Origin of the sequence: Paenibacillus sp. FSL H8-0548 (assembly GCF_038630985.1) — a bacterium.
Taxonomy (GTDB): Bacteria; Bacillota; Bacilli; order Paenibacillales; family Paenibacillaceae; genus Pristimantibacillus.
On record NZ_CP152049.1, the window covers coordinates 967,748 to 981,881 of the forward strand.

Here is a 14,134-nt window from a genome sequence, read left to right on the forward strand (position 1 = left end):
TTTTTCATTGCTCTCATCCATGCTCACAAATAATCTTCCTCTAATAGAATGTATGCATTATTTGTTTGTATACAGCGAGGAATGGTACACTATTATAGTAATAATATAGAATACTGCAGACAGAAAAAGGTGTTTGTTTCAATAGCAGCCTAGGAAAGACCGCTAACATTCATTTTTTATCGGAGGAGGAACGAGAGATGAACGTCGAAGAAGCAATTCGAACACGGAGAACAATAGGCAGAGTAAAGCAGGATCCGGTTGATCGCGCTCTTATTGAACGTCTGCTGGATGCGGCCGTTTGGGCGCCAAGCCATCATAATACGCAGCCATGGTCATTTATTGTAATGAGCGGCGAAGGAAGAGCAAGGCTTGCTGAAGGTTACGCACGCGTATCCGCTTCGCTTGTACCTGAGCTAAGCGGACAGGCGCTTGAGGATCGAATGGCGAAGGAGCGCACCAAGGCGTACCGCGCACCCGTCATTATTGCAGCCGTATGCTCGCCGTCGGACGATCCGCGCGCAGTGCTTGCGGAGGAGCTCGCTGCAGCTCAAGCAGCAGTCCAAAATCTGCTGCTCGCAGCTCATGCGAATGGACTAGGTGCGATTTGGCGTTCGGGTGATCCAATGTATCATCCGTTGATGAATGAAACGTTTGACCTTGCCCCGCAGGATCAAATTGTAGCCTTTATTTATTTGGGTTATCCCGATATGACTGCTCCAGAGCCGAAACGTATGCCTGCTACTGCTAAGACCGTATGGCTGGTCTAACCAGAAGCAGCTTTGCTGAAAAAGAGGATGCCCATAAGCCATGAATTTGGCTAGGGCATCCTCTTTTTGGTTCCAAATTAGTGGCGGATTTCGGTCATTGGGTCGCGATAAGACCACATAGGTGCTTATGAAGTGGATTTAGCGGCTTTATACAAGCTTCTTAATGGTGAAGTTTGCACCGAGCACATACCAGTTTTGCGGGAACGCAACGCCGAGCACCCAGTAGCTGACACCGCGTAATCCGTACGTCTTTACAAGGTTGAACTTTGCCTGAACGCTGCGGGCATCCTCGTACCAAACGATATGCTCACGGCCCTCCTCGTCATAATAGTTGTAATAAGGTGATTGACCCTCATCGTCGTATTTAATTTCAGCGCCGTATTTGCCGGCCCGATTCACCGCTTCCTTCGGACTGATGGTTGGCGCCCATTTGCCGCCTTGCACGTAAGGCAGTGTCCAATCATAGCCATACAAAGGCATGCCGAGCATTACTTTTTGCGGCGGAATAACGCTAAGGGCATAGCTTACTACCTTATTTACCTCGTTTATTGGCGCAACCGCACGCGGAGGGCCTCCGGACCAGCCCCACTCATAGGTCATTAAGATAACAAAATCAACGATGCGCCCATGGGCCGGATAGTCATGCGCTTCGTACAAGGTTCCGGTCTGCTCGGCGTGAAGCTTTGGAGCGAGACAGGTCGATACGAGGTAATTAAGCGGATGAAGGCGATCCACAAGGTTTTGTAAAAATGCGTTATACAGCTCGCGATCACCGGGCGGAACGTATTCGAAGTCGACATTGAGCGCTAGATAGCCTTTTTGCTTCATCGTATCGACAATGCTGGAAATCAGCTTTTGTTGGAGAGTGGATTCATTCAGAATCGTATGAGCGATATCCGGACTGAAGGTACCATTTTCAAAATTAGTAATGACCATCATCGGTGCTACCTTCTGATCGTATGCGGCTTTTATAATGGCTGAATCATCTAGGGGAATCATGGAGCCGTCTGCTTGTACACGGTAACTGAATGGGCTTAGGTACGTTAAGTACGGTCCGATTTCATCGATAATTGCGATACCGGCAGCTCCGAATTTCTCAGTGTAGGCGTTCACCTCAATCGTAGGCCGTGCCGGCTGTGGAATAACAATAGTTTGCCCAGGATAAATGAGGGCGGGGTTAGCAATTTGATTAAAATGGGCAAGTTCCTGCAGCGTAACCCCGTATCGGCGGGCAATGAGCCATAACGTTTCGCCTGCGAGCACCTTATGAGTGCCTGCTTCTGTAGGAATAATAATCGATTGGCCGATGACGAGCAGGCTCTGATCGTTTAAACCATTGGCATCAGCGATTTCATTTACGGTAACATCGAATTTTTGCCCCAGCTTATAGAGCGTATCTCCCCGCTGCACGACATGAATCTGCACCGTTTGTTAACCTCCCTTTTAAAGACATTTATTTATCTGTATTCAAGTAAAGTGATTTCTAGTCTGTATAGAATAGCGGATAGAGGATAGTCTTCATGCAGGGCGGTAATCCTATAAATAATTAAAGCGCTGCCCACCTTTGGCAAGGCTAGGTTTTCGAGAGTATAAGCGGCTATATGCAGGAGCTGGGTGGCTGGAGGAGCGAAGTTGATGCTTTATTGGAAAATGTTTGCCGTCGTTATACGTTAATTTGAGTATTCCTATTTGAATTTTCGATCAATTCTTTCAAAAAAACGAACCATTATAAAACATTCTCTTTTAATGTTCGTATTTCATTGACAGTAGTTTGGGGATTAGATAAACTAGAATAGGCTTGAAGCAGAGCATACTGCCGACGTGTAGAAAAATGTCGAATCACCTCGAAGAGGGGCAGCTGTGAAGCATATAGAATGAAACGTAATGATTAGGTTAAATGCATTTATTTAATGATAATAAAGTATAAGCTTCCGCTATACTCAGCTTATATATCACAGGGAAACGAGCTTGCTCTGCTAGAAGCAGGCGACAGCCGTTTCACCTTGAAATATAGGAAAGTATAAGTTTCACATGTATACTCCGCCTATATTTTTGGGAGAAACTTCTTGTCCTTAGACAAGGACGACGAAATCGTTTCTTCTTATTAAAAAGTCATCTCGTATATATTTGGGATCAGGCCTGAATGTTTCTACCCGGAAACCTTAATTTTCGGACTACGAGCAAGATGAATCGTCATGAAGCTAACGCACAGCATATCGATGCCCTTGATTGGGACATAGGTGGCCTCTCTTATGGGGCAGCCTTCTATTGTCTCATTGGCCTCGCTGCACAGCTTTAGTCGCTTTCATCGAAGTGAAGCGTGAGTGATCAAGCATTTGATAGAATGCTGGTTATGCTTTTGCGTTTCCGCTTGAGTCCTTCGGCACACCCATATTACTGTGGCTGCTGACGGGCTATTTTTGTTTTTACAGCGTTGAGACGACGAGGTTTAATGATTTAAAATCTTATATATGAAAGTGGGTTTGATCGCATGTCTGCGAAGGTGGGCGTCATCATGGGCAGCAAATCGGATTGGGACACAATGAAATTAGCTTGCGACGTGTTGGAGGAATTGCAAATTCCTTATGAGAAAAAGGTCGTTTCGGCACATCGGACTCCGGATTTAATGTTTGAATACGCGGAAACAGCAGTAGAGCGCGGGCTTAAGGTAATTATTGCCGGTGCTGGCGGAGCTGCACATTTGCCCGGCATGGTCGCTGCAAAGACGATATTGCCGGTTATTGGCGTTCCCGTTAAATCCTCGAATTTGAGCGGACTCGATTCTCTGCTCTCCATCGTTCAAATGCCAGGCGGCATTCCGGTAGCTACTGTGGCAATCGGCAATGCGGGAGCAACGAACGCGGGATTGCTGGCAGCACAAATGCTCGGAGCGTTCGATCCCGAGGTGCAAGCGCGCGTGGAAGCACGCCGCGAGCGCGTGAAGCAGGAAGTGCTGGAAAGCAGTGAGACGCTATGAGCGGTGAAGCAGACAAGCAGCCACTCAGAGCGCTGCTGCCTGGCAGCACGATCGGCATTCTTGGCGGCGGCCAGCTAGGTCGAATGATGGCGAATGCGGGCAGTGCGATGGGCTATCGATTTGTTGCGCTGGATCCGACGCCAGATTCGCCAACGGGACAGGTTGCTGATCAAATTATCGGCGCTTATGATAATCATGAGGCGGCTCGCGAGCTTGCAAAGCGCTCAGATGTTATCACGTATGAGTTCGAGAATGTCGATGCCGAAGTGGCAGCGATGCTGATGAAGGAATCCTATGTGCCGCAAGGCAGCGAGCTGCTCTATACGACGCAGCATCGTCTTCGCGAGAAGCGGGCGATTGAAGCAGCGGGCGTGAAGGTAGCCCCTTACCGCGAGATTAGCAGCGTGGACGAGCTTCGCGAGGCCGTTGCAGCCTTCGGAACACCTTGTGTGCTGAAGACGGCAATGGGCGGCTACGACGGCAAAGGACAGTGGGTCATCCGCAGCGAAGATGAAATCGAAGAGGCGTATGAGACGCTCTCGCGTGCGAGAGTTCAGCTGGTGCTTGAGCAGTTCATTCGTTTTGAAAAGGAATTATCAGTTATAGCGGCGAGAAGTCCTCGTGGGGAAATTAAAGTGTTCCCTGCTGCGGAAAATATACACGTCGATAATATATTGCATTTGTCTATCGTTCCCGCAAGAATCAGCGACGAGCTGCAGCGAGAAGCTGAGCAGCTTGCGATTCGAATTGCAGAGGGGCTTGGCGCAGTCGGCTTGATCGCAGTGGAGCTATTTGTTACGGCGGAAGGTGAGCTGTTCGTGAATGAGCTGGCGCCGCGCCCGCATAACAGCGGACATTATACGATGGAGGCTTGCCGAACGTCGCAGTTCGAGCAGCATGTTCGCGCCGTTTGCAACCTGCCGCTTGGCGACACGACGCTGATGAGTCCAGTTGTTATGGTCAATGTGCTTGGACAGCATGTCGCACCGCTTCTGGAACTGATGGCGGAGCAGGATGCTGCTGCGGAGCGTTTGAAGGTAGCGCCGAAGGTGCATTTGTACGGGAAAAAGGATGCTGTTGTTAAGCGAAAAATGGGTCATGTCAATGTTTTGGCAGAGAGCACTGACGCCGCGCTGACCTGGATTGAAGAAACGACTATTTGGAAGGTGTGAAGGATTAATGTTGGAGCGTTATAGCAGACCAGAAATGAGAGCAATTTGGACAGAGGAAAATAAATTCAGAGCATGGCTGGAGGTTGAGCTTTGCGCTTGCGAGGCTTGGGCAGAGCTAGGCGCTATTCCGAAGGAGGATGTTGTCGCTCTACGCGAATCAGCAGACTTCGATATTGATCGCATCTATGAAATTGAGCTTGAAACTCGCCATGACGTTATCGCGTTCACGCGTGCCGTTTCTGAGAAAGCAGGCCCAGAGGGCAAATGGGTACACTACGGCCTTACCTCCACAGACGTTGTGGATACCGCAATTGGTTATCTATTGCTTCAAGCAAACGATATACTCGTTAAGGACATCGAGCGTTTTGTTGAAATTTTGAAAAACAAAGCACTTCAATATAAAGATACACCGATGATGGGTCGTACCCATGGTGTACATGCTCAGCCAACGACATTCGGTTTGAAAATGGCGCTGTGGTACGAGGAAATGAAGCGCAACCTGGAGCGTTTCCATCATGCGGCTAACAATGTGCAATTTGGTAAAATGTCCGGTGCGGTAGGCACCTTCGCAGACATCGATCCTTTCGTTGAGGAATTTGTATGCAAGAAGCTAGGTATTACGGCTGCTCCGATCTCCACACAAACCTTGCAGCGTGACCGTCACGCTGAATATATGGCAACACTTGCGCTTATCGCTTCATCGCTCGACAAGTTCGCAACTGAAATTCGCGCGCTGCAAAAGAGTGAGTTCCGTGAAGTGGAAGAGCCGTTCGCTAAAGGTCAAAAAGGCTCATCAGCAATGCCGCATAAACGCAATCCAATCGGCTGCGAGAACATTTCCGGCTTGTCGCGCGTCATTCGCGGACATATGGTTACCGCTTATGAGAACATTGCGCTCTGGCATGAACGCGACATCAGTCATTCTTCGGTAGAACGTATTATTTTACCGGATGCGACTATGCTGCTTAACTACATGCTTAATCGTCTAGGCAATATCATCAACAACCTTCAAGTGTTCCCGGAAAACATGAAGCGCAACATGCAGGCTACTTACGGTGTTCCATTCTCGGGCCGTGTATTGACTAAGCTGATCGACAAAGGCTTCAGCCGCGAGAAAGCTTATGATACCGTGCAGCCGCGCGCGATGCAGGCTTGGGAGACGCAGCGCCAGTTCCGCGACATCATCGGCGAGACTGAGGAAATTACAAGCGTGCTTACGACGGAAGAGATCGACGATTGCTTTAATCCAGCTTGGCATTTGAAGCATGTGGATACGATCTTCACACGTTTGGGATTGATTTAAGAGGAGGCTGGCCTGATGACTGCACCAACTCAAGCTTTGTCGAGCGCTGTCGAATATATTAAGGCTCCGCTCATCTATAAAGGAAAGGTTCGCGAGCTTTACGATTTGGGCGAGCATTTCCTAATCGTTGTGACCGACCGGATCTCCGCATTCGATTACGTGCTGGATCCAGCTGTACCGGATAAGGGCAACGTATTGAACCGTTTGTCCGCTTATTGGTTTGAGCAAACGGCTGACATTCAAGTGAATCACGTCATTCACACTGACGTCGAGCAGCTTGGCGATCTGGTTACCGAGCCAGAGCTGCTGAAAAACCGCATTATGGTTACTCGTAAAGCGGAGCGTATCGATATTGAATGTGTCGTTCGCGGCTATATTACAGGCGGCGGCTGGAGACAATATCAGCAAACATCGGCAATCAACGGTATAGAGCTTCCAGCAGGCTTGCGCAAAAACGAGCGTTTCCCAGCGCCAATCTTTACGCCGGCAGCGAAAAACGACGTAGGCCATGACGAGGACATTCCGTTTGAGAAAATGGCTGAAATGGTTGGAGCGGAGCTTGCAGAGGAGCTGCGTGATCGCAGCATCAAGCTTTATGAGTTTGCTCATGCTTATTGCGCTGAGCATGGCATTATCCTTGCAGATTGCAAGTTCGAATTCGGGCTTATCGATGGGAAGGTCATTCTCATTGACGAAATTTTCACGCCGGATTCTTCTCGCTTTTGGGCTGAAGGAAACTACGCTCTAGACATCGAGATTGACAGCATGGATAAAGAACCGGTACGCACGTACTTGCTTGGCTCTGACTGGGATCGTGACAGCAAGCCAGCGCCTTTGCCGGATTCCGTAGTAGCCGAAACAACGGCTCGCTATCGTGATATTTACAAACGTCTTACTGGCGCAGAGCTGTAGCTGTACAATTAACGCCTGAAATTCCCGCTAAACGCTGCAAACTGGTTTTTTTGGGTAAATTAGAGGCAAGAAATTCCGTTACCTCTTAATCTGCCGATCAAGGCAGGTTGAAATGGTTACAAGAACGTCGAGCGAAAGCGATGACTTTGACATAGGGGTGTCCGGTGCATGCCGTCCTTGGCAGGCAGTCAGCGAGAGCGCTGCTGCACCCCATAAACCGCGGCCTGAGCGCGAAAGAAAGCGCAAGGCCGTTACCGTACAGGCGGCCAGCGACAAACGCAGGACGCAGATAAAGAAATTAAGGGCCAGTGCAAACGCGGCCCCGTCCACTGCTTCACCGACCAGCCTCGCAAGGGTTTTATTTCAAAATGTGAGAGCTCGGAGAGCGGGAAGTTGTTGCTGGAGAGCGACAGCGATCGCTTCTTGAAGCCGGAAAATTACCGCTGAGCGTGTAATCATAATTTTCCGGCTTCGAAAGCGGCGTAAGCAATAACTCCCGCGCCCGAGCGGCCATCACATTTTGCAAAAAAGCTCTTGCGAGAAAAAACCTACATTTTCAGGAGGCTATTATGAAGGCAACCGTCTACGTCACTATCAAGCAAAACGTTTTAGACCCACAAGGAACAGCTGTACAAGGCGCTCTACACACACTTGGCTTCTCCGAAGTCGAAAAAGTACGCATCGGCAAATATTTGGAGCTTGAGCTTGATACGACTGACCGCTCAGAAGCGGAAGCACGCATCAAATCCATGTGTGAGAAGCTGTTCGCGAACACGGTTGTAGAAGATTTCCGTTTTGAGCTGGAGGGATAAGGCTATGAAGTTTGCGGTACTCGTATTTCCAGGCTCTAACTGTGACATCGATTGCTACAAAGCAGTTGAAGACACGATCGGCCAGTCGGTTGACTACGTATGGCATACAGCGACGGATTTGTCCTCGTATGACGCAATTCTAGTGCCAGGGGGCTTCTCCTACGGCGACTACCTGCGCTGCGGCGCAATTGCACAATTCGCGGCAGTAATGAGCGAGGTTCAAAAAGCTGCTGAAGCAGGCAAATATATTTTGGGCATTTGCAACGGGTTCCAAATTTTGACGGAAGCTGGTCTTCTTCCAGGCGCATTGATCCGCAACAACGGACTAAAGTTCCGCTGCCATCAAACGCAGCTTGAAGTTGTGAACAGCAGCACACCATTTACAAACCAATATTCGCAGGATGAAATTATAAATATTCCAATCGCACACGGCGAAGGCAACTATTATTGCGACGACGCAACGCTTGCTGAGCTTAAAGCAAACAACCAAATCGTATTCCGCTATGCGGGAGACACGAACCCGAACGGTTCTGTAGATAACATCGCGGGCATTAGCAACAAAGCAGGAAACGTAGTAGGAATGATGCCGCATCCAGAGCGCGCAATTGATCAATTGCTTGGCTCGGAAGACGGAAAACGGATGTTTACATCGATCTTGAATGCATGGAGGGAACAACATGGCGCAGCAGTTAACAGCTAAGGAACCGACAGCGGAGCAAATTGCCGAGCAAAAGATTTACAGCCAGTTTGGTGTATCCGATTATGAGTTTGAGCTAATTTGCGGCTTTCTTGGCCGTAAGCCAAACTATACTGAGATCGGCGTTTTCAGCGTTATGTGGTCAGAGCATTGCTCTTACAAAAACTCCAAGCCAATCCTGAAGAAGTTCCCGATTACAGGGCCTCGTGTTCTAATGGGTCCAGGCGAGGGCGCAGGTATCGTTGATATCGGCGACAACCAAGCGGTTGTATTCAAAATTGAATCGCATAACCATCCATCTGCGGTTGAGCCTTACCAAGGCGCTGCAACTGGTGTTGGCGGCATTATCCGCGACATTTTCTCCATGGGTGCTCGTCCGATCGCTTTGCTGAACAGCTTGCGCTTTGGTCGCCTTGAGAATGAACGCGTAAAATATTTGTTTGAGCATGTTGTTAGCGGCATAGCTGGCTATGGCAACTGTATTGGTATACCGACGGTTGCAGGCGAGGTTATGTTCGATGAGAGCTATGAAGGAAACCCGCTCGTTAATGCGATGTGTGTAGGTTTAATCGATCATGATAAAATTCAGCGCGGTGTCGCTAAGGGAGTAGGCAACCCGGTATTTTATGTAGGTCCTGCAACTGGCCGCGATGGTATTCACGGAGCAACCTTTGCTTCTGTTGAGCTGTCTGAGGAATCGGAAGAGAATCGTACTGCGGTACAAGTCGGCGATCCATTCATGGAGAAGCTGGTTATGGAAGCAACGCTTGAGCTTATCGACTCCGGCATCGTGCTTGGTATTCAAGATATGGGAGCAGCAGGCCTTACTTGCTCCAGCGCAGAGATGGCTTCCAAGGCAGGCAACGGCCTAGAGCTTTACCTTGATGAGGTGCCGCAGCGCGAAACAGGCATGACTCCTTATGAAATGATGCTTTCCGAGTCGCAAGAGCGTATGCTCTTCGTTGTTGAGCCTCAGCATGAAGCACAAGCGAAAGAAATTTTTGACCGTTGGGGCATCATTTGCGCCAAAGTTGGTAAAGTAACGGATGACGGACGTCTTCGCCTGTTCCACCAAGGCCATGAGGTTGCTGATATGCCGGTTACTGCGCTTGTAGACGAGTGTCCTGTCTATGACAAGCCATCGAAAGAGCCTGCTTACTTCAGCGAAAATGCTGCAGTAGACACTTTGGCTTTTGAAGAAATCACCGACCTCACTGGCGCTTTGGAGAAGGTTCTAGCTTCCCCGACTGTAGCGAGCAAAGAGTGGGTTTACAATCAATATGACTATATGGTTCGTACATCGACAGCAGTTCAACCGGGCTCCGATGCGGCAGTTGTGACGATTCGCGGTACGCGCAAGGCGCTTGCGATGACTACAGATTGCAACGGACGTTATGTATATCTAGATCCAGAGGTAGGCGGACGTATTGCCGTTGCGGAAGCAGCGCGCAACATCGTTTGCTCAGGCGCAGAGCCGTTAGCAGTAACAGATAACCTGAACTTCGGCAACCCGGAGAAGCCAGAGGTGTTCTGGCAGCTTGAGAAGTCAGCAGACGGCATGTCCGAGGCCTGCGTCGTGCTTAATACGCCTGTTATCGGCGGTAACGTAAGCTTGTACAACGAGAACGCTAAGGGCGCTATTTACCCGACACCGGTTATCGGTATGGTAGGTCTCGTTCATGATATCGACCATATTACAACGCAGGGCTTCAAAGCAGAAGGCGATGTTATCATTCTCGTTGGCGAGACGAAAGCAGAGCTAGGCGGAAGCGAGCTTCAATACGTAATGCAAGGCGGGGCAGCTGGCCGTCCTCCTGAAATTGATCTTGCGACAGAGAAGAAGGTTCTAGATGCTGTGCTTGGCGCGATTCAAAAAGGTCTTGTAGCTTCAGCGCATGACTTGTCTGAAGGCGGCATTGCAGTAGCTGTAGCTGAATCTTGTATTAGCGGTCGTTTTGGCGCGGAAGTCGCTTTATCGTCTGATTTGCGTGCAGATCATCTGTTGTTCAGTGAATCGCAATCTCGTATTTTGTTATCCGCTAAACCGGAGCAAGCAGCGGCATTGCAAGCATGGCTTACAGAGCAAGGTGTTGTTCATGCACAAGTGGGTAATGTTAAGGGCAGCAGCCTGACCATAAGCGTAAACGGAAAAGCCGGCATTCAGGCGCCGGTAACACAACTGGAGAAGGTCTGGAAGGATGCGATTCCATGTCTGATGAAAAAATAAGACAGGAGCCTTTGTTATGGACAGGCGATCATTATAACGAGGGCATTGGCCGTGACGATATTTTTGATAAATTGCGTGAGGAATGTGGCGTGTTCGGGGTATTTAATCTCCCCGAAGCGTCCAACCTTTCTTATTATGGACTTCATGCGCTTCAGCATCGTGGTGAGGAAAGCGCGGGAATATGTACGGTGGATACGAAGAACGGCAATAAGTTCGCCTATCATCGCGGCATGGGTCTCGTAAAGGAAGTTTTCAACAAAGAAAATCTTGATATTCTAGCAGGTGACCGTTCCATTGGCCATGTTCGTTATTCGACGGCAGGAGAGAGCAAGCTTGCTAACGCACAGCCGCTTATTTTCCGCTATCGTGATGGTGATCTTGCGGTTGCTACGAACGGCAATATCGTAAATGCTCCGGAAATTCGTCATGAGCTAGAGATGTCAGGTTCTATCTTCCAAACATCCAGCGATACGGAAGTTATTGCCCATCTTATCGCTCGTTCATCGAAGGATTTCGAGACGGCGGCTAAGGAAGCTTTGCAGCGGATTGTCGGCGGCTTTGCGTTCTTGATTATGACAAATGAAAAGCTGCTCGTTGCTGCTGATCCTCATGCCCTTCGTCCGCTCGTCATGGGACGTATCGGCGATGGATATGTGTTCTCCTCAGAGTCTTGTGCATTCGAGACAATCGGAGCTGTGTACGAGCGTGATGTGCAGCCCGGCGAGCTGCTTATTTTGGATGCTAACGGCATGCGCGAGGAACGTTACGCCGAGGTGGAACGCCGTGCGACGTGTGCGATGGAGTATATTTATTTTGCGCGGCCGGATAGTGATATTAATGGCATTAACATTCATATGGCACGCAAACGGATGGGACGCCAGCTGGCCTCAGAATCTTTTGTTGATGCAGATATTGTAACGGGTGTTCCCGATTCCAGTATTTCGGCAGCGATTGGTTATGCGGAGCAAACGGGCATTCCATACGAGCTTGGCCTGATCAAAAATAAATATACCGGACGGACGTTCATCCAGCCCTCGCAGGAGCTTCGCGAGAAGGGTGTCAAAATGAAGCTGTCCGCCGTTCGCAAAGTGGTTGAGGGCAAACGAGTCGTCATGATCGATGATTCGATTGTGCGCGGTACAACATCTCTTCGTATCGTCAACCTGCTTCGTGAGGCTGGAGCGACTGAGGTGCATGTGCGGATCACATCGCCGCCTTTCAAAAACCCTTGCTATTATGGCATCGACACACCGGATCGGAAGGAGCTTATCGCTTCTTATCGAACGGTGGAAGAGATACGGAAACAAATCAACGCGGATTCATTATTTTTCTTAACCGACCAAGGCTTTGTAGATTCGGTTGGCGGCAATGATGGTGCATACAATCGCGGCATGTGTCTAGCTTGCTTCGATAATGATTACCCAACGCCGGTTAACGAAGAATCGGATAAAAGCTGCAGCTGTTAGCATAAACAGCGTAAATAATGACTATGATGGAGCGCTTGCGCCCCGAAATTAGATAAGGAGTTGACCGAGAGTGTCAGAAGCGTACAAAAAAGCCGGCGTCGATATCGCGGCAGGCAACGAAGCGGTTGAACGGATGAAGAAGCACGTAAAGCGTACTTACCGCCCAGAGGTGCTTGCAGAGCTTGGCGGCTTTGGCGGCTTGTTCAGCCTAAACAAGGATAAGTATGATGAGCCTGTGCTTGTGTCTGGAACGGACGGCGTCGGAACGAAGCTGAAGCTTGCTTTTGCTATGGACAAGCATGACACGATCGGCATTGATGCTGTAGCGATGTGCGTGAACGATATTATCGTACAAGGCGCAGAGCCGTTGTTCTTCCTCGATTACTTGGCATGCGACAAAGTCGTTCCTGAGAAGATTGAAGCGATTGTTAAAGGCATTGCAGAAGGCTGCGTACAAGCAGGCTGTTCCTTGATCGGCGGCGAAACAGCCGAAATGCCAGGCATGTACCAAGGCGGGGAATACGATATTGCTGGCTTTACAGTTGGTATTGTTGATAAGAAGAAGATGATCGACGGTTCAACGATTGCTGCTGGCGATGCTGTTATTGGTTTTGCTTCGAGCGGCATTCACAGCAATGGCTTCTCGCTTGTTCGTCGCCTTCTTCTTGAGGATGCTGGCTACAAGCTTGATCAAGAGCTTGAGGAGCTTGGCGGCGCGAAGCTTGGCGATGTATTGATCGAGCCAACTCGTATCTATGTGAAATCGGCGCTTAAGCTGATTGAGCAAGTGAATGTGAAGGGCATGGCGCATATTACTGGCGGCGGCTTTATCGAAAATATTCCGCGGGTACTGCCAGAAGGCGTAAACGTTGATGTAGAATACGGCTCATGGCCAATTCTGCCAATCTTCGATTTGATGCAAAATAAAGGCGGCATTACGAATCGTGATATGTTCACGACTTTCAATATGGGCATTGGTCTAATTGTTGTTGTACCCGCTGATCAAGCAAATGAGGCTCTTCGCGCAGCAGCAGAGCTTGGTGAGCAGGCTTACCGTATCGGAACGGTTACGGAAGGAAGCCGCATCGTGACGTTTACGGGAGCGGAAGTATAATGGGAGCACCTCGCATCGCTGTTTTCGCTTCGGGACAAGGTACGAACTTCCAAGCGATTGTAGATGCGGTGCAGGAGGGGAAGCTCGATGTAACCATCGAGCTTCTTGTTTGTGACAAGCCCGCTGCACGCGTCGCCCAGCGCGCGCGGAAGGCTGGCGTAGACACGTTCCTGTTTACGCCAAAGGACTATCCGTCCCGTGAAGCGTATGAGATGGAGATTATTGCCGAGCTTGAGCGCCGCGGCGTTGAATTGATCGTGCTCGCAGGTTATATGCGTATTATAACGTCAGTGCTTGTCGAGCCGTTCTATGGGCGTATGATCAATATTCATCCCGCACTGCTGCCGGCGTTTCCTGGCGTGAACGGTATTGGGCAGGCGCTAGCTTACGGAGTGAAGGTGACGGGGGTCACCGTTCATTATGTGGACGGCGGCATGGACAGCGGACCGATCATCGCGCAGCGCGTGGTTGAGGTGGCGGACGAGGACACGGAAGAGACGCTTGCAGAGCGTATTCATGCTGCTGAGCAAGCGCTGCTGCCCGCTGTCATTCAACAGATCGCGCAGGGCCGCGTGACGCTGGAAGGCCGCCATGTGCGAGTGAGCGGCTAATGTGTTCGAAAGCGGCGGAAATGAGCTCAAACGATGGTTAGCTGGAGGAATAGATCTATAAAATAGATCTATTTCA

12 protein-coding genes and 1 riboswitch are annotated in these 14,134 nt (G+C 49.7%); of the genes, 11 read left to right on the top strand and 1 reads right to left on the bottom strand.

The window, feature by feature from the left end; all coding sequences use genetic code 11:
- Nucleotides 1–197: 197 nt before the first annotated feature.
- Nucleotides 198–767: a nitroreductase gene (locus tag MHI37_RS04105; RefSeq protein ID WP_076338718.1), complete on the top strand. Its 570-nt coding sequence runs from the start codon at nt 198–200 to the stop codon at nt 765–767.
- Between the two features lie 147 nt (nt 768–914).
- Here MHI37_RS04105 and MHI37_RS04110 read toward each other — a convergent pair whose 3' ends face one another.
- The gene (locus MHI37_RS04110) at nt 915–2,192 is read right to left on the bottom strand and encodes a LysM peptidoglycan-binding domain-containing protein (protein WP_076338719.1); all 1,278 of its coding nucleotides are present in this window, start codon (nt 2,190–2,192) and stop codon (nt 915–917) included.
- Between the two features lie 672 nt (nt 2,193–2,864).
- Nucleotides 2,865–2,964: riboswitch (purine riboswitch) on the top strand.
- A 294-nt stretch (nt 2,965–3,258) separates the two neighbouring features.
- On the opposite strand from MHI37_RS04110, the gene purE reads away from it, so the two are divergent.
- The 10 genes from purE to purN all read left to right on the top strand — a co-directional run bounded on the left by purE (nt 3,259) and on the right by purN (nt 14,058).
- The gene (gene purE, locus MHI37_RS04115) at nt 3,259–3,744 is read left to right on the top strand and encodes a 5-(carboxyamino)imidazole ribonucleotide mutase (RefSeq protein WP_076338720.1); all 486 of its coding nucleotides are present in this window, start codon (nt 3,259–3,261) and stop codon (nt 3,742–3,744) included.
- Complete coding sequence (gene purK, locus MHI37_RS04120) at nt 3,741–4,916, top strand: 5-(carboxyamino)imidazole ribonucleotide synthase (protein ID WP_076338721.1); 1,176 nt, start codon at nt 3,741–3,743, stop codon at nt 4,914–4,916. Before purE ends, purK begins: the two co-directional genes overlap by 4 nt.
- Before the next feature lie 7 nt (nt 4,917–4,923).
- On the top strand, nt 4,924–6,219 hold the full coding sequence (purB, locus tag MHI37_RS04125; protein WP_076338722.1) for an adenylosuccinate lyase: 1,296 nt from the start codon (nt 4,924–4,926) through the stop codon (nt 6,217–6,219).
- A 15-nt stretch (nt 6,220–6,234) separates the two neighbouring features.
- On the top strand, nt 6,235–7,131 hold the full coding sequence (locus tag MHI37_RS04130) for a phosphoribosylaminoimidazolesuccinocarboxamide synthase (RefSeq protein WP_076338723.1): 897 nt from the start codon (nt 6,235–6,237) through the stop codon (nt 7,129–7,131).
- A gap of 566 nt (nt 7,132–7,697) precedes the next feature.
- A complete protein-coding gene (gene purS / locus MHI37_RS04135) occupies nt 7,698–7,943 on the top strand; it encodes a phosphoribosylformylglycinamidine synthase subunit PurS (RefSeq protein WP_179090289.1) in 246 nt (81 codons plus the stop codon).
- 4 nt (nt 7,944–7,947) lie between these two features.
- Entirely contained in the window at nt 7,948–8,643 is a 696-nt protein-coding gene (gene purQ, locus MHI37_RS04140; protein ID WP_076338725.1) for a phosphoribosylformylglycinamidine synthase subunit PurQ, read from the top strand.
- On the top strand, nt 8,621–10,867 hold the full coding sequence (purL, locus tag MHI37_RS04145) for a phosphoribosylformylglycinamidine synthase subunit PurL (protein ID WP_076338726.1): 2,247 nt from the start codon (nt 8,621–8,623) through the stop codon (nt 10,865–10,867). Before purQ ends, purL begins: the two co-directional genes overlap by 23 nt.
- Nucleotides 10,849–12,333, top strand: coding sequence for an amidophosphoribosyltransferase (gene purF / locus MHI37_RS04150; RefSeq protein ID WP_076338727.1), 1,485 nt, complete (start codon nt 10,849–10,851; stop codon nt 12,331–12,333). The genes purL and purF overlap by 19 nt, the downstream gene beginning before the upstream one ends.
- Before the next feature lie 70 nt (nt 12,334–12,403).
- The gene (gene purM / locus MHI37_RS04155; protein WP_076338728.1) at nt 12,404–13,447 is read left to right on the top strand and encodes a phosphoribosylformylglycinamidine cyclo-ligase; all 1,044 of its coding nucleotides are present in this window, start codon (nt 12,404–12,406) and stop codon (nt 13,445–13,447) included.
- Nucleotides 13,447–14,058: a phosphoribosylglycinamide formyltransferase gene (gene purN / locus MHI37_RS04160; RefSeq protein ID WP_076338729.1), complete on the top strand. Its 612-nt coding sequence runs from the start codon at nt 13,447–13,449 to the stop codon at nt 14,056–14,058. The genes purM and purN overlap by 1 nt, the downstream gene beginning before the upstream one ends.
- Nucleotides 14,059–14,134 lie beyond the last annotated feature (76 nt).